Annotated in this window: 23 protein-coding genes, 1 pseudogene and 1 riboswitch; of the genes and pseudogenes, 12 read left to right on the top strand and 12 right to left on the bottom strand. The window is 69.4% G+C overall.

The window, feature by feature from the left end; translation table 11 throughout:
* Nucleotides 1-3 precede the first annotated feature (3 nt).
* Nucleotides 4-654, bottom strand: a complete 651-nt coding sequence (locus tag D892_RS0129565) for a TetR/AcrR family transcriptional regulator (RefSeq protein ID WP_024804701.1) — start codon at nucleotides 652-654, stop codon at nucleotides 4-6.
* A 307-nt stretch (nucleotides 655-961) separates the two neighbouring features.
* On the opposite strand from D892_RS0129565, the gene D892_RS0129560 reads away from it, so the two are divergent.
* From D892_RS0129560 to D892_RS48830, 5 genes and pseudogenes are all read left to right on the top strand, one after another.
* Nucleotides 962-3,160, top strand: a complete 2,199-nt coding sequence (locus D892_RS0129560) for a malate synthase G (RefSeq protein ID WP_024804700.1) — start codon at nucleotides 962-964, stop codon at nucleotides 3,158-3,160.
* A 184-nt stretch (nucleotides 3,161-3,344) separates the two neighbouring features.
* A pseudogene (locus tag D892_RS45710) lies at nucleotides 3,345-4,031 on the top strand (TIGR03557 family F420-dependent LLM class oxidoreductase); the annotation flags it as partial.
* A gap of 281 nt (nucleotides 4,032-4,312) precedes the next feature.
* Nucleotides 4,313-5,389: a DUF4185 domain-containing protein gene (locus D892_RS0129550; protein ID WP_024804698.1), complete on the top strand. Its 1,077-nt coding sequence runs from the start codon at nucleotides 4,313-4,315 to the stop codon at nucleotides 5,387-5,389.
* Nucleotides 5,390-5,573: 184 nt separating this feature from the next.
* A complete protein-coding gene (locus tag D892_RS0129545; protein ID WP_024804697.1) occupies nucleotides 5,574-6,332 on the top strand; it encodes an NAD(P)H-dependent oxidoreductase in 759 nt (252 codons plus the stop codon).
* A 301-nt stretch (nucleotides 6,333-6,633) separates the two neighbouring features.
* The gene (locus D892_RS48830) at nucleotides 6,634-6,999 is read left to right on the top strand and encodes an ADP-ribosylglycohydrolase family protein (protein WP_232236199.1); all 366 of its coding nucleotides are present in this window, start codon (nucleotides 6,634-6,636) and stop codon (nucleotides 6,997-6,999) included.
* Between the two features lie 99 nt (nucleotides 7,000-7,098).
* On the opposite strand, the gene rox is transcribed toward D892_RS48830, so the two are convergent.
* The 4 genes from rox to D892_RS0129515 all read right to left on the bottom strand — a co-directional run bounded on the left by rox (nucleotide 7,099) and on the right by D892_RS0129515 (nucleotide 10,452).
* A complete protein-coding gene (gene rox / locus D892_RS0129530) occupies nucleotides 7,099-8,523 on the bottom strand; it encodes a rifampin monooxygenase (protein ID WP_024804694.1) in 1,425 nt (474 codons plus the stop codon).
* 40 nt (nucleotides 8,524-8,563) lie between these two features.
* Entirely contained in the window at nucleotides 8,564-9,007 is a 444-nt protein-coding gene (locus D892_RS0129525) for a TIGR03618 family F420-dependent PPOX class oxidoreductase (protein ID WP_024804693.1), read from the bottom strand.
* 132 nt (nucleotides 9,008-9,139) lie between these two features.
* Nucleotides 9,140-9,331, bottom strand: a complete 192-nt coding sequence (locus D892_RS0129520) for a DUF4177 domain-containing protein (RefSeq protein ID WP_024804692.1) — start codon at nucleotides 9,329-9,331, stop codon at nucleotides 9,140-9,142.
* A 164-nt stretch (nucleotides 9,332-9,495) separates the two neighbouring features.
* Entirely contained in the window at nucleotides 9,496-10,452 is a 957-nt protein-coding gene (locus D892_RS0129515; protein ID WP_024804691.1) for an NmrA/HSCARG family protein, read from the bottom strand.
* A 98-nt stretch (nucleotides 10,453-10,550) separates the two neighbouring features.
* On the opposite strand from D892_RS0129515, the gene D892_RS0129510 reads away from it, so the two are divergent.
* The 6 genes from D892_RS0129510 to D892_RS0129485 all read left to right on the top strand — a co-directional run bounded on the left by D892_RS0129510 (nucleotide 10,551) and on the right by D892_RS0129485 (nucleotide 14,911).
* The gene (locus tag D892_RS0129510) at nucleotides 10,551-11,120 is read left to right on the top strand and encodes a TetR/AcrR family transcriptional regulator (RefSeq protein WP_024804690.1); all 570 of its coding nucleotides are present in this window, start codon (nucleotides 10,551-10,553) and stop codon (nucleotides 11,118-11,120) included.
* 374 nt (nucleotides 11,121-11,494) lie between these two features.
* On the top strand, nucleotides 11,495-11,707 hold the full coding sequence (locus tag D892_RS0129505) for a hypothetical protein (protein WP_024804689.1): 213 nt from the start codon (nucleotides 11,495-11,497) through the stop codon (nucleotides 11,705-11,707).
* Nucleotides 11,708-12,025: 318 nt separating this feature from the next.
* Nucleotides 12,026-12,157, top strand: a complete 132-nt coding sequence (locus D892_RS49255) for a hypothetical protein (RefSeq protein WP_255360256.1) — start codon at nucleotides 12,026-12,028, stop codon at nucleotides 12,155-12,157.
* Between the two features lie 54 nt (nucleotides 12,158-12,211).
* The gene (locus D892_RS0129495) at nucleotides 12,212-12,754 is read left to right on the top strand and encodes an HNH endonuclease (RefSeq protein WP_024804688.1); all 543 of its coding nucleotides are present in this window, start codon (nucleotides 12,212-12,214) and stop codon (nucleotides 12,752-12,754) included.
* Nucleotides 12,755-12,779: 25 nt separating this feature from the next.
* Nucleotides 12,780-13,043, top strand: coding sequence for a WhiB family transcriptional regulator (locus tag D892_RS0129490; protein WP_024804687.1), 264 nt, complete (start codon nucleotides 12,780-12,782; stop codon nucleotides 13,041-13,043).
* 191 nt (nucleotides 13,044-13,234) lie between these two features.
* The gene (locus D892_RS0129485) at nucleotides 13,235-14,911 is read left to right on the top strand and encodes a substrate-binding domain-containing protein (RefSeq protein ID WP_063629980.1); all 1,677 of its coding nucleotides are present in this window, start codon (nucleotides 13,235-13,237) and stop codon (nucleotides 14,909-14,911) included.
* Between the two features lie 587 nt (nucleotides 14,912-15,498).
* Here the strand turns inward: D892_RS0129485 and gcvP are convergent.
* From gcvP to D892_RS0129450, 7 genes are all read right to left on the bottom strand, one after another.
* The gene (gene gcvP / locus D892_RS0129480) at nucleotides 15,499-18,354 is read right to left on the bottom strand and encodes an aminomethyl-transferring glycine dehydrogenase (protein WP_024804685.1); all 2,856 of its coding nucleotides are present in this window, start codon (nucleotides 18,352-18,354) and stop codon (nucleotides 15,499-15,501) included.
* Between the two features lie 202 nt (nucleotides 18,355-18,556).
* Nucleotides 18,557-18,648, bottom strand: a riboswitch (glycine riboswitch).
* Nucleotides 18,649-18,745: 97 nt separating this feature from the next.
* On the bottom strand, nucleotides 18,746-19,384 hold the full coding sequence (locus D892_RS0129475) for a MerR family transcriptional regulator (RefSeq protein WP_024804684.1): 639 nt from the start codon (nucleotides 19,382-19,384) through the stop codon (nucleotides 18,746-18,748).
* 217 nt (nucleotides 19,385-19,601) lie between these two features.
* Nucleotides 19,602-20,075: a bifunctional nuclease family protein gene (locus tag D892_RS0129470; protein ID WP_024804683.1), complete on the bottom strand. Its 474-nt coding sequence runs from the start codon at nucleotides 20,073-20,075 to the stop codon at nucleotides 19,602-19,604.
* A gap of 77 nt (nucleotides 20,076-20,152) precedes the next feature.
* Complete coding sequence (locus D892_RS0129465; RefSeq protein WP_198037181.1) at nucleotides 20,153-20,929, bottom strand: MerR family transcriptional regulator; 777 nt, start codon at nucleotides 20,927-20,929, stop codon at nucleotides 20,153-20,155.
* Nucleotides 20,930-20,984: 55 nt separating this feature from the next.
* Nucleotides 20,985-21,461 carry an FHA domain-containing protein gene (locus D892_RS0129460; protein ID WP_024804681.1) on the bottom strand — a complete coding sequence of 159 codons (477 nt, stop codon included), beginning with the start codon at nucleotides 21,459-21,461 and terminating at the stop codon, nucleotides 20,985-20,987.
* Nucleotides 21,462-21,652: 191 nt separating this feature from the next.
* A complete protein-coding gene (gene gcvH, locus D892_RS0129455; RefSeq protein ID WP_024804680.1) occupies nucleotides 21,653-22,051 on the bottom strand; it encodes a glycine cleavage system protein GcvH in 399 nt (132 codons plus the stop codon).
* A gap of 43 nt (nucleotides 22,052-22,094) precedes the next feature.
* Complete coding sequence (locus D892_RS0129450; RefSeq protein ID WP_024804679.1) at nucleotides 22,095-22,718, bottom strand: CDP-alcohol phosphatidyltransferase family protein; 624 nt, start codon at nucleotides 22,716-22,718, stop codon at nucleotides 22,095-22,097.
* 162 nt (nucleotides 22,719-22,880) lie between these two features.
* Here D892_RS0129450 and D892_RS0129445 point away from each other — a divergent pair, with 162 nt between their 5' ends.
* A complete protein-coding gene (locus D892_RS0129445) occupies nucleotides 22,881-24,575 on the top strand; it encodes a GMC oxidoreductase (RefSeq protein WP_024804678.1) in 1,695 nt (564 codons plus the stop codon).
* The last annotated feature ends 27 nt before the right edge of the window (nucleotides 24,576-24,602 follow it).

The raw sequence follows: 24,602 nt of genomic DNA, 5'->3' as shown, positions 1-24,602 counted from the left end.
CGTCTATTTCCGGTCGGTGCCGGGGTCGGGTGCGGGATGACATGCGCAGGCCAGGCCGTCGAGGACCGTGGCGGCGAGAATGTCCGAGATCTCCTCCGGCCCGTGCGTGCCGTGTTCGCGATACCAGAAGGTCGCCGAATTCAGCATGCCGAGAATGCCGTTGGTGACCACGTGGTCGGCGGTGCGCAGCGCCCCGGCCTCCTGCCCGGCGTCGATCACCCGCTGCCAGCAGTGCTGCACACGGTCGCGCAGTGCCTGCAGATCGGCGGCGCGCGCACCGGTCAGCGCCGAGACGTCGCGCAGCTGGATCGCCACCTCCCGGCGGTGCGCCACGATGAGCCGGACGTGACTGCGAATCAGCTTGCGCAGCTTGGTCACCGGATCGCCGGGGCCGTCGGCGATCTCGCGGGCCTCCGCGTACATCAGGCCGATGTAGTCGTACAGGATCCGGAACAGCAGTTCCTCCTTGGAACCGATGTGGTAGTAGAGCGCGCCGCGCCGCACGTCGGCCCGCTCGCCGATCTCCGCGACGCCGGTTCCGTGAAATCCCTTCTCGGCGAACAGCTCCACCGCGGCCCGCACGATGCGCTCGCGCGTCCGCGCCGCCGCCGCGGCCGGTGGGCGGCCACGCCTGCGCACCGGCGCCGTCGTCACCGCGGCCACCGATCGCCCGGGACCTCCGCGCGGCCGCAGCGCGCTCGGCCGAGCCCGTCGGCCACGACGGCGGCCCCACCTTCCCGTGCGCGCATCGCGAATACCACCCATCCACCGGGCCCCGAACGTCCGTACCCGGCGGCCCCGGCTCGTCGCCTCGGCAAAATGTTCCACTCAGTACATTAATTGCGCCGGACGTTACGATCAAGGCCGACGCCCGAGGTGGTGGGCTACCACGGCCGATCTACCGGCGAGTAACATGACACCCGTACTTTTTCCATCCGGCTATCTCGAAATGAGGCAGTAGATGACAGAGCGGATTCAGATCGGCGGGCTTCAGATCGCGAGGGTTCTCCACGAGTTCGTCGAGAACGAGGCGCTCCCCGGCACCGGCGTCGATTCCGCCGCGTTCTGGTCCGGTGCGGAGTCGATCGTCGACGACCTCGCCCCGCGTAACCGCACCCTGCTGGCCGAGCGCGACGAGATCCAGGGCAAGCTCGACGCCTGGCACGCCGAGAACCCCGGCGCCGGATACGACCGGGGCACCTACAAGAAGTACCTCACCGAGATCGGCTACCTGCGCCCCGAGCCGGCCGATTTCACCATCGGCACGCAGAACGTCGACGACGAGATCGCCGGTACCGCCGGCCCGCAGCTGGTGGTCCCGGTGACGAACGCGCGTTTCGCGATCAACGCCGCCAACGCCCGCTGGGGCTCGCTGTACGACGCGCTCTACGGCACCGACGCCATCCCCGAGGAGAACGGCGCGGAAAAGGCCGGCCCGGCCGACAACCCCGGTTACAACCGGGTCCGCGGCGACAAGGTCATCGAGTGGGCCCGCAACTTCCTCGACGACGCCGTCCCGCTGATCACCGGCTCGCACGTCGGGTCGCGGGCGTACAAGATCGTCGACGGCGAGCTCGAGGTCACCCTCGAGGACGGCACCGATATCGGCCTGGCCGACGCCTCGGCGCTGGCCGGCTACCTCGGCGAGCCGACGGCGCCGACCTCGGTCCTGTTGCGGCACAACGGTTTGCACATCGATATCCGGATCGACCCGGACTCGCCGATCGGCAGCACCGACTCGGCCGGCGTCGAGGACGTGGTGCTGGAGTCCGCCGTCACCACCATCATGGACTTCGAGGATTCGGTGGCCGCGGTGGACGCCGAGGACAAGGTGCTCGGCTACCACAACTGGCTGGGCCTGATGAAGGGCGACCTGTCCGAAGAGGTCAGCAAGGGCGGCAAGTCCTTCACCCGCACCATGAATCCGGACCGGGTGTACACCGCCCCGGACGGCTCCGAGCTGACGGTGCACGGCCGCTCGCTGTTGTTCGTGCGCAACGTGGGCCACCTCATGACCAGCGATGCCATCCTGGACAAGAACGGCGACGAGGTGCCCGAGGGCATCCTGGACGGCCTGTTCACCTCGCTGATCGCGATGCACAGCCTCAACGGCACGGCCCGGGTGTCGAATTCGCGCACCCGTTCGGTCTATATCGTGAAACCGAAGATGCACGGCCCGGACGAGGTGGCGTTCACCGCCGAGCTGTTCGGCCGCGTCGAGGACGTGCTGGGCCTGCCCCGCGACACCCTCAAGGTCGGCATCATGGACGAGGAGCGCCGCACCACCGTCAACCTGAAGGCCTGCATCGCGGCCGCGCGCGACCGCGTGGTCTTCATCAACACCGGCTTCCTCGACCGCACCGGCGACGAGATCCACACCTCCATGGAGGCCGGGCCGATGGTCCGCAAGGCCGATATGAAGTCCCAGCAGTGGATCCTGTCCTACGAGGATTGGAACGTCGACACGGGCCTCGCGACCGGCCTGCGGCACAAGGCGCAGATCGGCAAGGGCATGTGGGCGATGCCCGACCTGATGCGTGACATGCTGGCGCAGAAGATCGGCCACCCGCGCGCCGGCGCGACCACCGCCTGGGTGCCCTCGCCCACCGCGGCCACCCTGCACGCCACGCACTACCACCTGGTCGACGTGTTCAAGCGGCAGGACGAGATCGCCCGCGGCGGTGCCCGCGCCACCGTCGACCAGATCCTGGAGATCCCGCTGGCCGCCGAACCGGACTGGTCGGCCGAGGAGATCCGCAACGAGCTGGACAACAACTCGCAGTCCATTCTCGGCTACGTGGTGCGCTGGATCGATCAGGGCGTCGGCTGCTCCAAGGTGCCCGACATCAACGATGTCGCGCTGATGGAAGACCGTGCGACCCTGCGCATCTCGAGCCAGCTGATGGCGAACTGGCTGCGGCACGGCATCGTCACCACGGAGCAGATCGTCGAGAGCCTCGAGCGGATGGCCCCGGTGGTGGACCGCCAGAACGCCGGCGATCCGGGATACAAGCCGATGGCTCCCGACTTCCACGGCAGCGTCGCCTTCCAGGCCGCCAAGGACCTCATCCTGGAGGGCACCCGCCAGCCCAACGGGTACACCGAGCCGATCCTGCACCGCCGCCGCCGCGAGGCCAAGGCGCTCGCCGCCAAGAACTGAGTACGGGCTCGCGGAATCCCCGGAAGACTTCGTCTTCCGGGGATTCCGCGTCAACGGCGCCTTCCTCCCGCGCCACACGTTCGTTTGCCGGCCGAATGGCCGGGTAGGTCCGCCGGTGTAGCAATCCTTACCGGTTCGTCCGTGCCGTGGCGTGCCGGCACGGCCACATCCCGAGGAGGTGCCGATGCAGATCGGATACAAGCTGGCGGCGGAGGCGTTCGGCCCCGCCGAACTGATTCGCCAGGCCGTACTCGCCGAGCGGGCCGGTTTCGACTTCGTCGAGATCAGCGACCACTACCATCCCTGGCTGGACAATCAGGGCCATTCGCCGTTCGCGTGGACCGTGCTCGGCGCGATCGCCGCCCGCACGGACACCATCGGGCTGGCGACGGGCGTCACCTGCCCGACCGTCCGCTATCACCCCGCCATCGTCGCGCAGGCCGCCGCCACCCTCGCGCTGACCTCGGACGGCCGGTTCACCCTCGGCATCGGCTCCGGCGAACGGCTGAACGAACACGTGGTCGGCACCGGGTTCCCGGAAACGGTGGACGTGCGGCACCGGATACTGCGCGAGGCGCTCGAGATCATCCGGCTGCTGTGGCGCGGCGGCTATCGGTCCTACCACGGTCACTACCTGCGGCTGGCGGACGCGCGGGTATTCGATCTGCCCGACGAGCCGCCGGTGATCGCCGTGGCCGCGGGTGGCCGGGCGGCCGCGCGCCTCGCCGCCGAACTCGGCGACGGGCTGTTCGCCACCGAACCGAAGTCCGCCCTCGTGGAGCAGTACCACGAATCGGGCGGAGCGGGACCTCGGTATGCGGAGGTGCCGGTCGCCTGGGCCACCGACGAGCACACCGCGGCGCGAGCCGCGCTCGACACCTCGCGCTGGGCGCGGCTTCTATCGCGACGAACTCGATCACCGACTGCGGGAAATGGCCGGTACTCCCGCGATTCGTTGATCTTCCTCACAGCCGGGACGGTCCATGCCGCGGCCGTTCGGAGAGCCGAATCCAACTGCGTCACAATCGAATACGCCGACCACCCCGGCACGTCGCGACCTGCCGCCGATTTCGGCGGCTTGCGCGGGGGCTGCCCCGGCATGCGATGCTCGACGTTCGACATGGACCGGGACGTCAGTGAGGAAGATCCACCATGCCCCAAGAGGGGACGATGCTCTGCGACAACGAGGGCGATTCGGCGAGCCGGTTCGGGCTCGCCTCCGGCGATCTCTGCATTCCCTATCGGCGCCACGACGGCGGGTGGGGTTATGTGTTCGGCGACGTGTTCAGCGGGCGGGGAGCCTCGGGTGACCACATCGGCTCGCCGGTCCTGCTGTACCAGGACAAGTTCGACAGCTCCGGCGAGACCCCGATCGAATTCACCGGCAGCCAGCCGAATCCGAAGTGCGCCCAGCTGTTCGACTATCAGAAGGGCGCCGACAACGGCCTCGGCGTCACCGAGGTCACCCGAATCCCCAACGACGCCATCGCCCTGACGGTGGACGGTCACGAGCGGCTGTTCATCCAGTACACCTCGGTGCACCAGTGGGTCGCGCCGGACAGCCCCACCGACGGCTCGGCCTTCGCCGGCATCGCCTACTCCGACGATCACGGCGCGAGCTGGAAGGACTTCGAGCACCACTGGAACGGTGACGCGCTCGGCGAAAACGGATCGCCGTACATGATGTGGAGTTTCGCCGGCGTGGATCCGGACGGTCGGCTCTACTGCTACTCCAAGGCGTGGAACGGCAGCCACCACTTCGCCGACGGCGGGCAGGTCCTGCTGTTCCGGTTCGATCCGCACGACTTCTTCCACGGCGAGTTCGGCCGCCAGGAGAACTGGGTCTTCAGCGACGACAGCTGGCTGTGGACGCGCGAGGCCGCCCCGACCACGATCTTCGACCCCGGCAACAACATGGGCGAGTTCAGCGTCAAGAACATCGGCGGCATGTACTGCATGTCCTATTTCGACACCAGCGACTACAGCATCCGCACCCGCACCTCGCCGCGCCCCGACGGCATCTGGTCGGAGCCGAAGACCCAGGTGGTCGGCAAGAACGGCTGGCCGATGGGGCACTGGGGCAAACCGAACCTGCCCAATCTCTACGGCGGCTACATCCATCCCGGCAGCCCCTCCCCCGACGCGCTGACCCTGATCCTCAGCGCCTGGGACGGCGAGCCGGGGCATCAGCCGTACACCGTCACCCAGTGGGACGGCATCGCCACGTAATCGCCGCGGGCGCATCACCGTTCGGTCGGCTGCGCCCGGCGAGCGGGTCGATCGACAGCGGCCTACCCGTGTCCCCGGCGAGGAACGTTCGCCGGGGACGCTGCGGCAGCGGCCCGCCGCCACGCGAATCCGGACAATTCGTCACATCGGAATATTTCGATATGTATGCCGGTTGGCAGCGGATATGAACATCCTGATCGTGTATGCGCATCCGAAACCGGACTCCCTGACCGGCGCGCTGAAGGACGTTGCGGTGCAACAGCTCCGGTCCGACGGGCACGAGGTCGTCGTGAGCGACCTGTACGCGATGGACTGGAAGGCGCAGGCCGACACCGACGATGTCGGCGAGGTCGAGGAGGCCAATTTCATGCTCGCCACGGGCGAGGCCTACCGGACCGGGTCGCTCGGCGCCGATATCCGTGCCGAGCAGGAGAAACTGCTGTGGGCCGACGCCGTGCTCCTGCACTTCCCGCTGTGGTGGTTCGCCATGCCCGCGATCATGAAGGGCTGGGTGGACCGCGTGCTCACCAACGGCTTCGCCTACGGCGCCAGCGGCCACGCCCTCCCCCGCTACGGCGACGGCGTGCTGCGCGGCAAGCGGGCCATGGTGGTCGTCTCGATCGGCGGCCGCGAGCCCGCCTACTCCGACCGCGGCATCAACGGCCGCCTCGACGATGTGCTGTATCCCATCAACCACGGCATTCTGTACTACCCCGGCATGGATGTGCTGCCGGCGTTCCCGGTGTACGGCGCGATCCGGGTGAGCGATCGGCGCTTCGCGGAGGTCGCGGACGCACTGCGGCAACGTCTTTCACAGCTCGACGAGATCGAGCCGATCGCCTATCGCCCCCAGTCCGGCGGCGACTACGATCGCAGCCTGCGGCTGGAGCCGGGCCGGGAACGCAACGGCGCCACAGGCTTCGACCTGCACATCGCATCCTGAGCGGCGAGCGCCGGAGTGCCCCCGCCTACCGGCGGGGGCGCACTCCCCCGAAACACGATGCGCCGGAGCCGTTCCCGTCACCCGTGCACGAAGTACAGAACCGTCATGAGCCGCAACTGGCGGCGGGCAATATCCCGGCCCGGCAGTGGGAGTGGACCGACGACACCGAGATGGCCTGCTCCGTGGTCGACGAACCGTGCGGTCACGGGGCGATCGACCAGGATCGGCTCGCGTCCGCCTTCGCGAAACGGTGTCAGCCACACCGTGACTACGGTTTCTCGACACTCGGCGGACTCATCGGATGCGGGACGGCGCGCCTTGGCGGGAGGTGTCCGCGGCCGCGTTCGGCCATCGGGGCTCCTGCGGCAACGGCGCCGCCGTGCGGGTGGCCCCGCTCGGCGCCTTCTACGCCGACGATCCGGAAAGGATTGCCGCCGAGGCGGTCCGATCGGCGCAGGTGACGCATCTGCATCCGGAGGGCGTCGCCGGAGCGGTCGCGGTGGCGCTCACCGCCGGTCCGGCCGCACCTGCCCGCCTGACCCGGATCCCGGCCCGCACCAGCGGAATTCATGACCGCGATCCTCGGCCGCCTCGGCAACGGCGAGACCGGCCGCGGCGGCCCGAGAAGCCCGGCCTCGTCCGACGGTGGTTGTCCGGGTCGGCGTGAGCGCGCCCACCGCGCCGACGGGCCGCTTTCGCCGGACCGACGTGCGGCCGGCGCGCGCCCCGCGCAGGATGCCGGGCCGAGCCGCGGCGCTCCGGCGAATCAGCCGGCGGCGCCGAACCACCGGGGTAGGTGTTCGACGAGATCCTGCTGATCGTCGCCGGTCCAGGCCACGTGGCCGTCCGGCCGCAGCAGCGCGGCGGGTATGTCCAGTTCCGCGCTGACGTCGACGACGTGATCGACCCGATCCGCCCAGCCGGCCACCGAGAGCCGGCCGGTCCGGTCGAGCAGCAGCCCGCGGCCGGTGCGCATCTGCTCGTAGAGGCGGCCGCGCTCCAGTCTCACGTCCCGCATCCGGCGGCCGAGCAGGGGGTTCCCCTCGCCGAAGTCGTAGCGGACGCCGATCGCGGTGATCTTCTCGATCAGGTGGCGATGCACGACCTCGAAGTCCATCAGTTCCGACACCAGCCGTCGCACCGCCTGCGCGCCCGGCTCCGTCGACAGCAGTTCCATCTGCGCGCGGGTGTTGTCCAGGACGTCGCCGGCCACCGGTCGCCGTTCGGACTCGTAGGTGTCCAGCAGTCCCTCCGGGGCCCAGCCCCCGACCGCTGCCGCCAGTTTCCAGCCGAGGTTGAACGCGTCCTGGACGCCGAGGTTCAGGCCCTGACCGCCGACCGGCGGATGGATGTGCACCGCATCGCCGGCCAGCAGCACCCGGCCGATCCGGTAGCGGTCGGCCAGCCGGGTGGCATCACCGAAACGGGACAGCCACCGCGGCGAGTGCGCCCCGAAGTCGGTACCGGCGACCGCCTGCAACCGACGCCGGAATTCGTCGAAAGTCGGTGGCGCCGTTCGGTCTTCGGCGACCCCCTCGGCGGGCACGATGACCCGGTACGCCCCGTCCCCGAGGGGCCCGGCGCCGAAGCGCTTCTCCGTCTCGCGGATTCGGGTCGTGCGGGCGGCCACCTCGTCCGCCGGCATCGCCAGCTCCATCTCGCCCAGCAGCGTCTCGACCCTGCTGGGCTCGCCGGGGAACCCGATGCCGAGCAGCTTGCGCACCGTGCTGCGGCCGCCGTCGCAGCCCACCAGGTAGCGCGAACGCAGCCGCGTGCCGTCCGCCAGTTCGGCGGTCACCCCGTCCTCGTCCCGGCTCAGCCCGACCAGCTCGCCTCCGCGCCGGATCTCGGCCCCGAGCTCGGCGGCATGCTCGGTCAGCAGCCGATCGGTGACGGGCTGCGGTATGCCGAGGACGTATTCGTGCGCCGTGTCCAGATGGCTCCGCCACGGCTTGCTGATGGCGGCGTAGAAACCCCCGACCTCGTGCTGTTTCCCGTGCGCGAGAAAACGTTTCAGCAGCCCGCGCTGGTCCATGATTTCGATGCTGCGCACATGCAGCCCGAGTGACCGGACAACCCTGGTCGGCTCCGGATCCTTCTCCAGCACGAGTACGCGCACACCGTGCAGCCGCAACTCGGCGGCCAGCATCATTCCGGTCGGTCCACCGCCGGCAATGATCACGTCGAACATGAACCGTCCCAATTCATCGAGGTCGTCATCGACGACCAGGTCAGGCGGGATTCGAGTAGATGCGGCGGGGCGTGACGAGAACCGCGGTCCCACGCTTGTCCCGCATCACCTGGTCGTATCTGCTCCAGTCCTGAGTAACACCGGCCGCGGCGAAGATCTCGCGGATCAGGACCCGCTGCCGCTCGTCGTCCACGCCGGGGTGCGGGTCGTCCGGACCGATCAGCTGCGCCGACCCTTCGACGGTGGTCCACCGCCGGCCGTCGCGCACGGTGAGGGCGATGGTCGGGTCCACCCGCAGATTGCCGAGTTTCGCTGTGGCACTCGGAGATACGAAGCCGGCGGTGTCGTCTCCGGTCACCGGATGCGGCAGCACTCCGGCGTTCACCACGGTGGCCTGCGGCGTGCCATCGGCACGCAAGGTCACGGCCACGCACAGGCCGTAGTCGAGCGGCACCAGGTCGGCGAACGACTTCAGGTCGGTCACGGAGAACTCCTCTTCATCGGCCGACGATTCTGCGCCACCACCCCGGTCTTGCCGCAAGCCCCCCGGTGCGCTATATGGTGAAAGGGGACGAGGACAACGGCGGCGGGCCGGAGTTCGTCCGGCCGAACCGGTTCAGGCGCCGGGCTTCTTCAGAATGACGGCTATCTCGATGGCCTGGCCCGAACCGAAGCTCGGGGCGAGGGTGCTCAGCGCTTCCCAGCCGTCGCGGCCGAGGTCGTTGAGGTCCTGCTCCATCCGGGCGTAGTCGAAGCCCTTCATCTTCAGCTTGTAGGTCAGCACCTTGTATTCCCACTGCGCGGCCATAGCGTTCTCCCTTCGGCGGTTCCGCGTATCCGGTCGCTCCGGCACGAGCTCACCGGCGCACACGACAGTCCAAACCATGCCGCTACGGCACAGTCAAGCCGACAGCCGCACTCCGGCACGGACGCCGCGCCGATACCGCCCCGGAGGGCGATCGCGGGGCCGCGCTACCGGCCGCCACCGCTGCCGGTATCCGGATCGCCGAAAGCCCAGGGCCGCATATGTTCCCGAGACCACTCCGCGAAACCGGTGAGCGGGACGCCGAACTCTTGCGCATACTGCGGGCGAGCGGGCTGTCCGGCCACGTTCAGCCACTCGTGCGCGGCGCCCATCGGCGGCATTCCGGCGGCCGTGGCCTGCTGTTCGGTCATATCCGGCGCGGACAGCGGGGTACCCAGGGCGTGCGAAAGGATGTCGGCGATCTCCGTCATCGAGAGGTAGTCGCTCGCGAACTCCAACTCCACCCCGTCGAACCGCTCCGGCGCCGTGAGCGCCGCCGCGGCGGCCCGGCCGATATCGTCCACCGCGGCCACCGACAGCCGGGTCCCGGGGTTCAGCACACTCACCAGCCCGCCCTCGATACCGCGCGGGAACAGGAAGGCCATGGACGGCAGGAAGTTCTCCATGAAGAAACCGGGCTTCAGAATCGTCCACCGCGGAAAACCGGCGGCGCGGACCCGGTCCTGAATCGCGACCTTGGCGCCGAAGGACGTCTCCACCGACCAGCGGCCCGGCACCCAACCGGGTTCCTCGGCGTGCTGACCCGCGCCGCTGACGGAGGTGTGCACGAACTGCGGCACCCCGGCGGCCCTCGCTCCCTCGATGAGCGTGGCACCCTGCACCACCTCGTCGTCGAAGTCGACACCCGCCGCCGTCACGGCCGGCATCTGCACGGAGAAGACGGCGCGGGCACCCTCGGCGGCGCGGACCACCGAATCGCGATCGCGGAGATCACCGGTGACCAGTTCGACGCCGAGCGCCTCGACGGCCTTCGCCCGGTCGGTGCCCGGATCGCGCACCAGGGCGCGCACGGGAACGCCGGCCGCGCGCAGCGCTCGGGCGGTGGCCCCGCCCTGCCTACCGGTGGCGCCGGTGACCAGAACGGGCGCGGAATCTCCGGACATTGCTACTCCTCAGACACTCGAAGCTAAATGGCGGGGTCCGCCATTTACCTTCGGGTACGATACGGCGGGGCCCGCCACTTAGCAACCTCGGAGATGACATGCCCGACCACCAGCGCGCCGACGCCCGGCGCAACTACTCGCGCATCCTCGCCGTGGCCGAGGAGGAGGTCGCGGCGCACGGCGCCGACGCCTCGCTGGAACAGATCGCGCGGACCGCGGGCGTGGGTTCGGCGACGGTGCGCCGGCACTTCCCCACCCGCTACGCGCTGCTGGAGGCGGTGTCCCGGAAACGGATCGAGGCGCTGTGCGCCCGCGCCCGCGACCTGACCGGCGAGGGCGACAGCCGCGACGCACTCCTGACATGGCTGAGCGAGGTCGTCACCTACTGCGTCACCGCCCGCGGACTCGCGGCCGCGCTGACCTATGCCGCCGAATCCGATCCGGCGCACGACAACGCCTGCTCGGCGGCGCTGGAACAGGCCGGGGAACCGCTGCTGCACCGCGCCGCACAGGACGGGGCGATCGCCGCGAATATCACTGTCGCGGAACTGATCACGCTCATCGTCGGTATCACCCTGGCCACCGAGCACCACGCCGACTCCGCGTCCGCGGCGGACCGGCTGTTCCGGCTGACCGTGGCGGGACTGAGCCGTTCACCGGACGCGTAGCTCTGTTCCGTGACCTGCTGAATTACTTCAGCAGGGTTGACCTGTGACCGAGGCCGTTGGTCTGCGCGTGGCAGTGCTCACAACCCCACGCGCTGACCGCGGCCACCTGGTCCCTTGCGGGCGCGCGGATCCGGTCGACGCTGCGCCGACGTCACGTCGGTGACTCGTGGCTACGGCCGGGCGGAGATCGGCGGTGTCTACCAGTAGCGACAGGGTGCGTAACGCCGCGGGTGCGGGCCGCGAAGTCCGAATGTCTCCGGATGCAACCGCATCACACCACGACCGCACCCGCCAGCAGACGGCGTTCACCGCATCGGCGCGGCCGGACGCATCGATCCGATTCCGTCCGCAAGCTCACACGTGGGGAAGCTCCGATGAATCATCGGGAACGACATCTGCACCCGGTTTCACCCGATCCGGCGTCCGCCCGCATCCGGGAACTCACCGCCCGCGCGGCCCGGGCGGGCTATCGCCTGGTGCGCAGTCCCGTCGCGCCGTACGAGTGGCGGCTCGTCGACGCCGCCGACGGGGACGGCATTTACTCCGCCACCCAGCTCGACGACATCGAACACTGGCTCGCCACCTGAGGGTTTCCGAGTAGCCGAAACACCGCCGGCACCTGGGGCATCCGCATCTTCACCCACGCGCCGAACGCCCGTTCGCGCGCGGAAATCGTGGCGCGGAACACGTCGGCGCATTCTTCGCCTCCCGGAACAAACCCGCGCACTCCCACGTTGAAATCCCCGACAGCAAGTCCCCACTCGTCGCGCACCGGCCGTCGTTGCCGAAAATTGACCCGACAGCGGCGGTAACGCTGTGTCACCATGAAGACGATGATCAATCGGCTCCCTCTGGGGCCGAGGCCTTTCGACGAATCACGACACCAGGAAGGAGGAGGTGGCCCGATGTACCCCGAGACGATCGGCGCGGCGGCGAACAGCATTGCCGGGCAGCGGCTTTCGAAGCTCATGCGGCGAATGCCGAGCGCCCTGACGGACGACGGCCGTACAACCGGCCACCTCCCGGGCGAGCTCTGATCCTGCTCCCGCTCCCCCGATCCGCCCTCTCCCTCCCGAAACCTGGTGACACCCATGCAGTTCCGCCGCGCTGCCGACGCAGCCCCCACACCCGACAACTGGATACACACCGGCGTGCTGGTGCTCAACGCCTCCTACGAGGCGCTCACCGACATCGGCGCCGACCGCGCGGTGGTGCTGCTCATCACCGGCACCGCCGAGACGGTCGCCGCGCGGGAGCCGCACTTCCCGATTCGCTCCAAGCATCTGGAAATCGCTCTGCCGCAGACGATTCGGCTGCTGCGCTACGTCTACCTCGAGCATCGGGTGCTGGTGCACGACGACAGCCGCGCCACGCTCGCCGGCGTGCTGCGGCGTGACAACCACCGGTGCGGGTACTGCGCGCGGTGGGCGAACACCGTCGACCACATCCGGCCGCGCAGCCGGGGCGGGCCGAACACGTGGAGCAACCTGATCGCCGCGTGCGGCCCGTGCAACACGCGCAAGGCGGATCGCACACCGGCCGAGGCCGGGCTGCGGCTGCTGTGGGAGCCCAAGGCCCCCAACGACATCGAGAAGACACAACGGCGGATCTGGAAGGACCTGGCCGCCACCTGAGACCCCGAGGAAGGAGGGATCCGATATGACGATCGCAGTGCAGGAGGAGCTGACCCTGGTGGATCTGCTCCCGCTCTCGGACTCGCAGAGCTGGGAGGGGGCCGCCTGCAAGGGTGACCCGAACCACGACGCGTGGTTCCCGTACCCGTCGCAGGACTTCGCGTACGCGCGCGGTGTCTGCGCGGGCTGCCCGATCCGCCGCCAGTGCGGCGAGTTCGCCGGCACCACCGGTCAGTCCGGCGTGTGGGGCGGCCACGAGTACGACCGCGGCCGCATGATCCGCGAGTGATCTCCGCTGATCCACTGGTGATCTCGGCCACCCCGGCACCGCCCCGGCGTCACCCGACGCCGGGGCGGTGATGTTTCGGCGGGTCATCGCCACGCACCGTCGCCGACCACATTTCCCGCCGCCCGCCTCGGTGACTTCTCCTGATCGGGTGCCCAGGGGGCAAACTCCGCGTCACCATAGACTGTTGCCTCGTGGGTACACATCGCAGCGCCAGCAGTTCGCGGGGCGTCAGTAAGGGCCTCGTCGCCTCCGTGGTGGCGGGGCTGCTCCTGGTCGCCGCGGTGGGCGGCTGGTTCTGGTTGAGCGGGCACTCCGCCTCGTCGGATCGCAGCGCGGCCGGCGAATGCGTCGAGGGTGAGACGACGCTGGCGGTGACCGTCGACCCCGAGATCGCCACACCGGTGCGGACCGCCGCCGAGCGCTACAACGCCACCGAGCCGAACGTGCGCGACCACTGTGTATCGGTGGCCGTCGCCGTGCAGCCGTCCGCGGCCGTGATGGGCGCGTTCGCCTCCGGCAAGTGGGATCCGAGGCTGGGACCGCAGCCGGCGCTGTGGATCGCCGACTCGTCGCGTTCGGTCGAGCAGATGCGGGTGCCGGGACTGGTCGAGGGGGCTCCCGCGTCCATCGCCTCCAGTCCGATCGTGCTCGCGGTGCCGGAGCAGCTGCGCAAGTCGCTGGAGCAGGCCAAGATCGGCTGGTCGGATCTGCCCAGGCTGCAGCAGGGTTCGCTGGACGAGATCGGGCTCGACGGCTGGGGCGGGCTGCGCATGGCGGTGCCCGCCGGCGACAACACCCTCGCCGCCCTGCTGGCGGTCGGCTCGAACGTCTCGGGCGCCGATCCGCTCGACGACGAGGGCGCCCACTCCGGTCAGGTGGTCTCGGCGATCTCCCGGCTGACCGCCGGCGCACCCCGCTCCGACGACAATTCGGGCGCGCCGGCGAGCCTCGTCGGCGCACCGGGCGGCGCCTCCGACGCGATCCACGCCACGCCGGTTACCGAGCAGCAACTGAAGGCGTCGGGCGGTGCGACCGCGTTCCGGCCGGACGGCGCGAAGCTACCGGTGGCCGACTATCCCGCCGCCGTGCTGACCGGTTCCTGGGTCGACCGGACGCAGAACCTGATCGCCGGAATCTTCGCCGAGTACCTGCGCGCACCCGAACAGCAGAAGCTGTTCACCGACAACGGCTTCGAGGGCGCGCTGCCCACCCCCGCCCCCGTCCCGCCCAGGTCGGCGCTGGACCAGGTGAAATCGGTGCTGGCCAATCCCGTACTGGGCGTGCAGTCGACGGTCCTCCTGGACACGTCGGCCGCCATGGGCGCCACCGACGGTTCGCTCAGCCGCCTGAACAACGCCCTCGGCGCGCTGCAGTCGACGATGGACACCATGCCCCCGAACTTCGGGCTCGGCGTGTGGACCTACGCCGGCGGCCAGGGCGGCGGCAACCCGTACCAGGTCCTCTCCGAGACCGCGCCGCTGGATCAGCAGCACCGCACCGAGCTGCTCGAGTCGCTGGGCAATGTCACCGCCACGTCCAGCAGCACCGACCGCACGTACCCGGCGCTGGAGGCGGCCTACCGCAGCGCGGTCACCGGCCACGCCCAGGACCGGAGCAACAAGCTGCTGCTGATCACGGGCGGGCCGAACGACGATTCGTCCATCTCCGGCGACAAGCTGATCTCCGACATCACCGCCGCCACCGACCCCGCCCATCCGGTCCGCATCGATGTGATCGTCGTCGGCGGCCAGGGCACCCCGACCCTGCAGACCCTGGCCCAGCAGACCGGCGGCAGCTACACCCGCCTGGCCACCTCCAACGACCTCACCTTCGGCACCGCCATCAACCAGGCCCTCACCACCCCGTGACCCTGGCCACACCCTGACCCTCACCACCGCACAACCGGTCGCAGCCCGCCGCAGAACGGCCCCGCCCTGTCGTGCCCCACTGCCGACCTCCGGCAGTAGCCCGGCCTACCCGAGCCCCGCCGCCGGAATCCGCAGGGGCAGAGCCGCATACCGCAATGGTGCGCACCACCGCGCCGACGATCATCCGCGGCGGGTGCAGGCGAACGTGCTGCCGCAGTCGGCCGGGACACGGTGAATTTCCGTATCCTGCGCGGTGATTCGAGAGCAGCACGGCACAGCGCGCACCGGGCGTACCAGTGTCCTTGCGAACATGCCCCAGGCAGGCGTGCCGGTGGCCGCCGTCGATCCGCAAACCTCGTGGCATACCAGCGGTCCCGGTGCACCGCATGCCCGGAGCCGTACCGGTGGTCCCGTCGTGCCGCCGCGCCGTTTTCGGTTATACGGCAACAACATTCCCCGGCCGAAGGCACTCGGAACGACGACGTCGAGTCACGCCCGGTGACAGCGCCGACCCGCGGACAGCGCCGGCTCACTCCGTCACCGGGGCCGCGAATGCACGCCGCGATGACGGAGGAGCCCGCCTTCGGTCACTCCGCGTATGCCTCCAGGGGTGGGCAGGAGCAGACCAGGTTGCGGTCGCCGAAGGCGCCGTCGATGCGGCGGACGGCGGGCCATACCTTGGGGCGCGGGTGGGTGAGACCCTGTGGGTAGACGGCGGTTTCGCGGGAGTAGGCGTGCGGCCAGTCGCCGACGAGGGAGGCCGGGGTGTGCGGGGCGCCGCGCAGCGGGCTGTCCTCGACGGTCCAGGTGCCCGCGGCGACCTGATCGATTTCACCCTTGATCGCGATCATCGCATCGATGAAGGCGTCGAGCTCCTCCAGGTTCTCGCTCTCGGTCGGCTCGACCATGAGCGTGCCGGCGACCGGGAAACTCATGGTGGGCGCGTGGAACCCGTAGTCCGCCAGGCGCTTCGCCACATCGTCGACGGTGACGCCGGTACGCTTGGTGATCTCGCGCAGGTCCAGGATGCACTCGTGCGCGACCATCGTGTTCTCGCCCGTGTACAGCACCGGATAATGCGAATCCAGCCGCCGCGCAATGTAATTGGCCGAGGCGATGGCGGTGAGCGTGGCCCGGCGCAGCCCGTCGGCGCCCATCGCCCGCACGTAGGCCCAGGTGATCGGCAGGATCGAGGCCGAACCGTACATCGCCGCCGACACCGCGTGCGAATCGGTGCGCAGCGGATCGCCCGGCAGGTACGGCGCCAGATGGTCGCGCACCGCCAGCGGGCCGACGCCCGGACCGCCGCCGCCGTGCGGGATGCAGAATGTCTTGTGCAGGTTCAGATGTGACACGTCGCCGCCGAACCGGCCGGGGCGGGCGAGGCCCACCAGCGCGTTCAGGTTCGCGCCGTCGACGTACACCTGGCCGCCGGCGTCGTGCACCAGCGCGCACAGCTCGGCGATCTCGTGCTCGTACACGCCGTGCGTGGACGGGTAGGTGATCATGATGCAGGCCAGCCGGTCGGCCCGATCGGCGATCCTGGCGCGCAGGTCGTCGAGGTCGACGTCGCCGTTGGCGCGGCAGCGGACCACCTCCACCCGCAGCCCGGCCATGGCCGCCGACGCGGCGTTGGTGCCGTGCGCGCTGGACGGGATCAGGCACGTATCCCGGTGTGTGTCACCGCGATCCACGTGGTAGCGGCGGATCGCCAGCAGGCCCGCGTACTCACCCTGGCTGCCGGCATTGGGCTGCAGGCTCACCCGGTCGTATCCGGTGACGGCCGCCAGCCAGGACTCCAGGTCCTCGATCACGCGCAGCAGGCCGGGGGCGTCCTCGACCGGCGCGTAGGGATGGACACGGGAGAATCCGGGCCAGGTGATCGGCTCCATCTCCACGGTGGCGTTCAGCTTCATCGTGCACGATCCGAGCGGAATCATGCTGCGGTCCAACGCGATGTCCTTGTCCGACAGCTGCCGCAGATACCGCAGCATGGCGGTCTCGGTGTGGTACCGGGTGAACGCCGGATGGGTCAGGTACTCCGAGGTGCGGTTCTCGATCGGCGGCAGCGCCGGCTCCCCGCTCGCCGCGCCGGCCGGCCGCTCCCCCGGCACCGTCTCGCCCGCGACACCGTCGGCCCCGAAGGAATCCAGCACGATCGCCACGTGGGCCTCGGTGGTCGCCTCGTCGCATGCGACCGCCACGTGGTCGGCGTCCACCAGCCGCAGGTTCACCCCGCGGCCCTTCGCCTTGGCCACCACGGGTCCCGCGCCGCCGGGAACGTGCACCAGCACGGTGTCGAAGAACCGGTCGTGCACCACGGCCTCGCCGAGCCCGGCCGCCAGCCGCTCGGCGTGCCGGTGCACCCGGCGGGCGATCGCGCGCAGCCCGTCGGCGCCGTGGTAGCTCGCATACATCGCCGCCACCACGGCCAGCAGCACCTGGGCCGTGCAGATGTTGGAGGTCGCCTTCTCCCGCCGGATGTGCTGCTCGCGGGTCTGCAACGCGAGGCGGTAGGCGACGTGCCCGTCGGCGTCCTTCGACACGCCGACCAGTCGCCCCGGCAGCTGGCGCGCGTGCGCGGAACGCACCGCGAGATATCCGGCATGCGGGCCACCGAATCCCAACGGCACCCCGAAACGCTGTGTGGTACCGAAACATACGTCCACGCCCTGCTCGCCCGGCGGCGTGATCAAGGTCATCGCCAGCAGGTCGGCGCCCGCGCCCACCAGCGCGCCGCGCTCGTGCGCCGCCGCGGTCAGCTCGGTCCAGTCGACGATGCGGCCGCTCGCGCCCGGCACCTGCACCAGCACGCCGAAGAAGTCGCCGTCGGGCAGCACACCCGCGCTCAGGTCGGCCTCGACGATCTCGATGCCCAGCGGTTCGGCGCGGGTGAACAGCACCGTCCGCGTCTGCGGGAACAGGTCGGCGTCGATCACCAGCCGGTTCGACTTCGCGCCGCGGTTGGCGCGATGCAGCAGGGTCATCGCCTCGGCGGCGGCGGTGGCCTCGTCGAGCATCGAGGCATTGGCCACCTCCATGCCGGTCAGATCCGACACCATCGTCTGGAAATTCAGCAGCGCCTCCAGCCTGCCCTGGCTGATCTCCGGCTGATACGGCGTGTAGGACGTGTACCAGGCCGGATTCTCGAGCAGATTGCGCACCAGCACCGGCGGAGTGAGGGTGTCGTAGTAGCCGAGCCCGATCATGGACGTGGCGACGGTATTGGACTTCGCCAGGGCCGCTAGTTCGTCGAGCACCTCGTGCTCGGACGCCGCCGGCGGCAGTACGCACAGCCCGTTGCCCGCGGCGGCATCCAGAATGCTCGCGGGCACCGCGCGCTCGGCCAGCTCGTCCAGCGAGCCGACGCCGACGGTGTCGAGAATCCGATCGATGGCACCGGGGTCGGGTCCGATATGGCGATCGGCGAAGGAATGGGTCACGAGAGCTCCCAGGGGGGTTCGGGCGGGGTCGGCGACGAGCGAACCCCGCACGGCGTCGACGGCTTCGGGCCCTCCCCCTCTGTCGTGGCGCCTGAGAGATTCAGGTCCCGCCGCAGCCGCGACAGAGCGCGGCTCCGGCCGATCCCTTTCCCCATGGGCGGGCGGCCTGCCTGGCGGCAGCCACCACTTTCCAGAGGCGCCGATAGTCCGTGCGGTCCTTGCTGCCTGAGAGATTGACGGGGAGGTGCTGCTCCTTCGGCGTCCGGAAACCCGGAACTCTCCCGCACGGCGGCGACGCACCGCCTAGTTTATGCCGAATCCGGTGTCCGCCGTGTTACCGGGCCGGGATCGCACTGTCACATCCGGCCGGCGTGGCGATTCGTACGCGCCGCTAGCCCGTCTTGCGGTTCATCCGGGCCTTGCGGCGGAAGGCCAGCTCGTCCTCGGGGCGGTCGCTCGCGGTGGACATCTCCGCGCGCTCGGCCGGGAAATTGGCGATGGCGCCCGTCAGCTCGCGCATGGCGCCGCTGACGGCGATGCCGAAGACGCCCTGCCCGCCCTGCAGTAAATCGACGACCTCTTCTGGGGAGGTGCACTCGTAGACGGTGGTGCCGTCGGAGAACAGCGTGATGCCGGCCAGATCCTCGACGCCGCGGCTGCGCAGATGGTCGACCGCGATGCGGATGTTCTGCAGCGATATCCCCGCGTCCAGCAGCCGCTTGACGATCTTGAGGACCAGGATGTCCTTGAAGGAATAGAGCCGCTGACTGCCCGATCCGGTGGCGCTGCGGATGGACGGGACGACGAGGCCCGTGCGGGCCCAGTAATCGAGCTGGCGGTAGGTGATGCCGGCCACCTGGCATGCGCTGGGAACCCGGTAGCCTACCAAGTCGTCGGGCACCGTATCGTCGGGGAACAGTCCAGGCTGTACCACCGCGGCGGGCCGCGCATCGGATCCAACGGCGGGCCGCGCATCGGATCCCGCGACGGGCCGCGCATCAGATCCGGTCTGGTGCGGTTTGTCTCCCACTGACTACTCCCTCACTGCTCACCGATGCCGGGCAACGGCCTAACTGTCGAGGCTACTCCCCTCGATTGTCCCGGCAGTGACGACACCGGACCAAGCTTCGCGGGCGGCGTGTTTCTAGACCTCTACGTAAGGTTTACACCCGGTCGGGGCGTCTTTTTCGGCCCGGACCCCGATCGGCGGACCCAGGCCGGCGACACGCCGGAACGACGCGCGGGACTCAGCTGTCGGTGGCCTTGAAATCATCGGGAGACACCGATTCCAGGAATTCCTTGAACTTCTCCACCTCGTCCTCGCGCTCGTCGGGCATCACCAGCCCGGCCTCCTCGAGCACCGGCTCCTCGGCGTAGATCGGGCAACCGACGCGCAGCGCGATCGCCACCGAATCCGACGGCCGCGCCGAGATGTGCAGATCGTTCTCGAACACCAGGTCCGCGTAGAACGTGCCCTCCTGCAGATCCACGATCCGGACCTCCTTCAGGGTGTGCCCGAGTTCGCTGATCAGGATCTTGATCAGGTCGTGTGTCAGCGGGCGGACGGGCGTGACGCCCTCCTGCTCCAGGACTATTGCCGTCGCCTCCGCCTGCCCGATCCAGATCGGTAGATACCGGTCGCCGTCCACCTCGCGGAGCAACAGCACGGGCTGGTTCTGGGGCTGCTCGACACGGATGCCGATCACACGCATTTCACTCATCGCACTGCCTCCCATGCTCGCCGACCTACCCACGGGCACGATGGGGTCGGCCGTATCACCGAGTCTAGGCGAAGATTTCAGCTACCGAGTACGCCGCGCACCGCTGTCTTGACGAGGCTGGTGTGCAAGGTCAATGACAGCGCCGCGAGCTCACGCACCGTCTCCTCGGCGCGGGCGCGCGCGTCGGCGTCGCGGCTCTTCGCGATCGGGGCCGCGATCTGCGCGACCATCGCCGCCTCCCGGTCGGCGGCCAGCTTGAACGCGCGCAGATGACGCGCCTCCAAACCGAATTCGCTCAGCGCCTGGGCGGTACGGGCCAGCCGCACCGCCTCGGCGTCGAAGAATCCGGCCGCGCCGGGGGTGATCAGGTTGGCGCGGATCAGTTCGGAGAGGAACTTCTCATCGATGCCGGCCTGCTCCAGCAGATCGGCTCGGGTGATGCGGATTTCGTGGTCGAACCGCAGCTCTTCGGGCGACACCTCACCGGGAACCACACCTAGCCTCCGGGGCGGAGTCGGACCGTCGGATGGGGGCGGCGCGTCGGGCGCACGCCCCGACCCCTCCGCACCGATGCCGTCGGCCGCCCGGGCGCGCGCCTCGCGCACCCCGAGCGTCGCGACGCCGCTGTCGATCGCCTCCAACTGCTCCTTGATCACCTTCAGCGGCAGGTACTGATCGCGCTGGGCGGTCAGGACGAACCGCAGCCGCTCGACGTCGGCGACCGAGAACCTCCGATACCCCGAGGGCGTGCGCTCCGGGCTGATCAGCCCCTCGGATTCGAGGAAGCGGATCTTCGAGATGGTGATGTCGGGGAAATCCGGGCGCAGCAGGTCCAACACGGAGCCGATCGACATTCCTCCGCGGGTCCACTGCTGCGCTGCGCCTGTCATCGCTTCGTACCGACCCGCTTTACAGAGCGCCCGCGGAATCGTTCTGGGCGGGACGCGGACCGGTCAGGAACACCAGGCGGAACTTGCCGATCTGGACCTCGTCGCCGTTCTGCAGCTCGGAGGAGTCCACCGGCTCCCGGTTGACGTAGGTGCCGTTCAGGCTGCCGACATCGACCACCTGGAAGGTGTCGTCGTCCTGGCGGAACTCCGCGTGGCGACGGGAGACGGTGACATCGTCGAGAAAAATGTCGCTGTCGGGGTGGCGGCCCGCCGAGGTGGTGGGCTGGTCCAGCAGGAATCGCGAGCCCGCGTTCGGGCCACGCTTGACCACCAGCAGGGCAGCGCCCGGAGGCAGGCCCTCGACCCCTTGGACCGGCTGTTCGCCGGTCGGCTCCCCGGTGCGCGACGCGTCGACCTCGTTGAGGAAGTCAGCGCGGAACACCGAAGTGGTTTCGGCCGCGCTCTCCCCGTAACCCGGGTCTTTGTTCTCGCTCACCCTTGCTCTCCTCCTCGAACCGATTATCCGTACAGGCATCCCGGACGCCGTGACCACCATTACCCAACGCGACCGGCTGTCGCGTCTGGAAGAAACCTGGCAGATTCCCGGCACCGGCCGCCGGCACATCTGTTGGCATTGACCGTACCCTGCCGGGCCGACCCCGTGCAGGTAGAACCGTGAAGGCCGCTTCAGCCCCCGATAACTCCTTGATAACCTGCGACATCGAGTAATTCGGCGAGGATCGAGTCGAGCTTCGCGGCATCGTCGACCTCGAGCTCGAACAGCCACCCCGCCCCGTACGGATCGCTGTTCAGCGTCTCCGGCGCGGAGTCGAGATCCTCGTTCACCGCAACGACTTTCGCGCTCAGCGGCGAGTAGATGTCGGACACGCTCTTGGTCGATTCCACCTCCGCGACGCCTTCGCCCGCCGGAGCCTCGCTGTCGACCGCGGGCAGCTGCACGAACACGACGTCACCGAGCTGTGACTGGGCGTAATCGGTGATCCCCACCCGCACCCGGGTGGGACCGACCCGGCGCACCCACTCGTGCTCCTCGGTGTAGCGCAGATCCTCGGGAAGGTCACTCACAGATACGGTCCTTTCACGGGTGGCGTCTTCTCAGGCGTCGTGATCACTGTATCGGCTCCCGGGTTTCGTGCGGCACCGCCGGTATCGAGCGGGCCACCGCCACGGCCTTGCCGAGGTAGAGGACGCCGGTCCAGAGGTAGACCGCCGTGCCCCAGATCAGCAGCGCCCAGCCGAAGGCCCGGCCGAAACCCGCGAGCGGCCAGTCCATCCAGCCGGCCAGCAGCCACGGAAACGCGGACATCAGCGCGAACGTGGCGGCCTTGCCCAGATAGATCACCTCCGGCGGGGGCAGCCCGCGCCGGCGATAGACGGGCAGGACCGCGGCCAGCACCAGATCGCGGGCGACCAGCACGAGCACGATCGGCCACGGCAGGATGCCCCGCACCAGGAAGCCGACCACCGTCGCCACCAGGTACAGCCGGTCCACGAACGGATCCAGCAGCGCACCCAGCCGCGACGACTGGTCCAGCAGCCGGGCCAGCTTGCCGTCCAGGAAATCGGTCACGCCGCTGGCGATCAGCAGTGCGAACGCCCAGCCGTCGGCGCGCACGACCAGCAGCAGCCACAGGAACACCGGAACACCGATCAACCGCAGCACGCTCAGCGCGTTCGGCACGGTGAGGATGCGGTCCGCCCCGCCGTCCGCCGGTCCGGTGGGTTCGCTCATCACAGCTGTTGCTTACCCCAATCGGCACGACAGCGCCATACGGGCACGCCGGAACTGTCGTGGGGGCACGATATGTTCGGGCGGCTTCGGGGAGCGCGGTCCAGGTGAAAGAATGAGTTGGCAATCATTTCATTGCAGTACGGCCGGAACGAGAGGAAGACCATGCCCGACTTCGACTACGACGTGGTGGTGATCGGCTCCGGGTTCGGCGGGAGCGTGAGCGCCCTGCGGCTGACCGAGAAGGGCTATCGCGTGGCCGTACTCGAATCCGGCCGCCGCTGGCCCGCCGAGTCCATTCCGAAGACCAACTGGAATGTGCGCAAGTCGATCTGGGCGCCGCGGCTGGGCCTGACCGGGCCGCAGCGGATCAGCCTGCTCGGCAAGTGCGCCGTGTTCTCCGCCTCCGGCGTCGGCGGCGGCTCGCTGATCTACGGCAATACCCTCTACGAGCCGCTGCCCGCCTTCTACCGCGACCCGCAATGGGCGCACATCACCGATTGGCGCTCCGAACTGGCGCCCTACTACGACCAGGCCACCCGCATGCTCGGCGTGGCGCCGAACCCCAGGGTGACGCCCGCCGACGAGGTGATCCGCTCGATCGCCGACGACATGGGCGTCGGCGACACCTACCACCCGACCAACGTCGGCGTGTTCTTCAACGAGGACGATCCGGGAACCGAGGTCGACGATCCGTACTTCGGCGGCGTCGGCCCGCGCCGCAGCGGCTGCATCCACTGCGCGCGCTGCTTCACCGGCTGCCCGCACAACGCCAAGAACACCACCCCGACCAACTATCTGTATCTGGCCGAGCAGGGCGGGGCGAAGGTGTTCGAGCTGACCACCGTGACCCGGGTCCGCCCGATGACCGGCGGCGGCTACGCCGTCGAGACGCGGCGGTCGGACCGCTGGGTCCGCAAGGGCCGCAAGACCTTCACCGCCGAGCAGGTGGTGTTCGCCGCGGCCGCGCTGGGCACCCAGAAGCTGCTGCACAAGATGCGCGACGACCAGGTGCTGCCGAATCTGTCGCCGCGGCTGGGCGAGCTGACCCGCAGTAACTCCGAGGCCATCCTCAACGTGGTGAGCCGGGAGCGCAGCGATTTCGCCGAGGGCATCGCCATCACCTCCTCGATCCACCCCGAACCCGACACCCACGTCGAGGTGTGCCACTACGGCGCCGGGCAGAACGCGCTGTTCCCGATGTCGGTGCCGATCGTGGACGGCGGCGCGTTCCGGTTCCTGCGGTTCCTGCTGGCGATCGTGCTGCATCCGATGGTGTTCCTGCGCAGCCTCAATGCCCTGCACGCGTCGGAGCGGTCGGTGATCCTGCTGGTCATGCAGTCGCTGGACAACTCGCTGACCTCGTTCCGGCGCTGGGGGCAGCTGAAGACGAAACAGGGGACGGGACAACCGAATCCGACCTGGATCCCGCTGGCGCACGACGTCGGACGGCGATTCGGCGAGAAGGTGAACGGCGATGTGCACGGGCTGGTCATGGACGTGTTCGACATCCCGGCGACCGCGCACTACATCGGCGGCTGCGTGATCGGCGAGGGGCCCGAGAGCGGCGTGGTGGACCCGTACCAGCGGGTGTTCGGCCATCCGGGCCTGCACATCGCCGACGGTTCGGCGGTGACGGCCAACCTGGGCGTGAACCCGTCGCTGACCATCACCGCGCAGGCCGAGCGCGCGATGGCGTTCTGGCCCAACAAGGGTCAGGCCGATCCGCGTCCCGGGCTGGGCCGTCCGTACCGGCGGCTCGCACCCGTCGCGCCCGGCCGGCCCGCGGTTCCGGCCGCGGCACCCGGTGCGCTGCGGCTGCCCATCGCGCCGGCGGATCCGGCGGTGCCGACCAGCTGATCCGGTACGCCCGGCGGGGTTTCGCCG

This window comes from Nocardia sp. BMG51109 (genome assembly GCF_000526215.1).
Taxonomy (GTDB): Bacteria; Actinomycetota; Actinomycetes; order Mycobacteriales; family Mycobacteriaceae; genus Nocardia.
The sequence above is the reverse complement of the archived record's forward strand: the minus strand, read 5'-3'. Positions and strand labels throughout refer to the sequence as shown.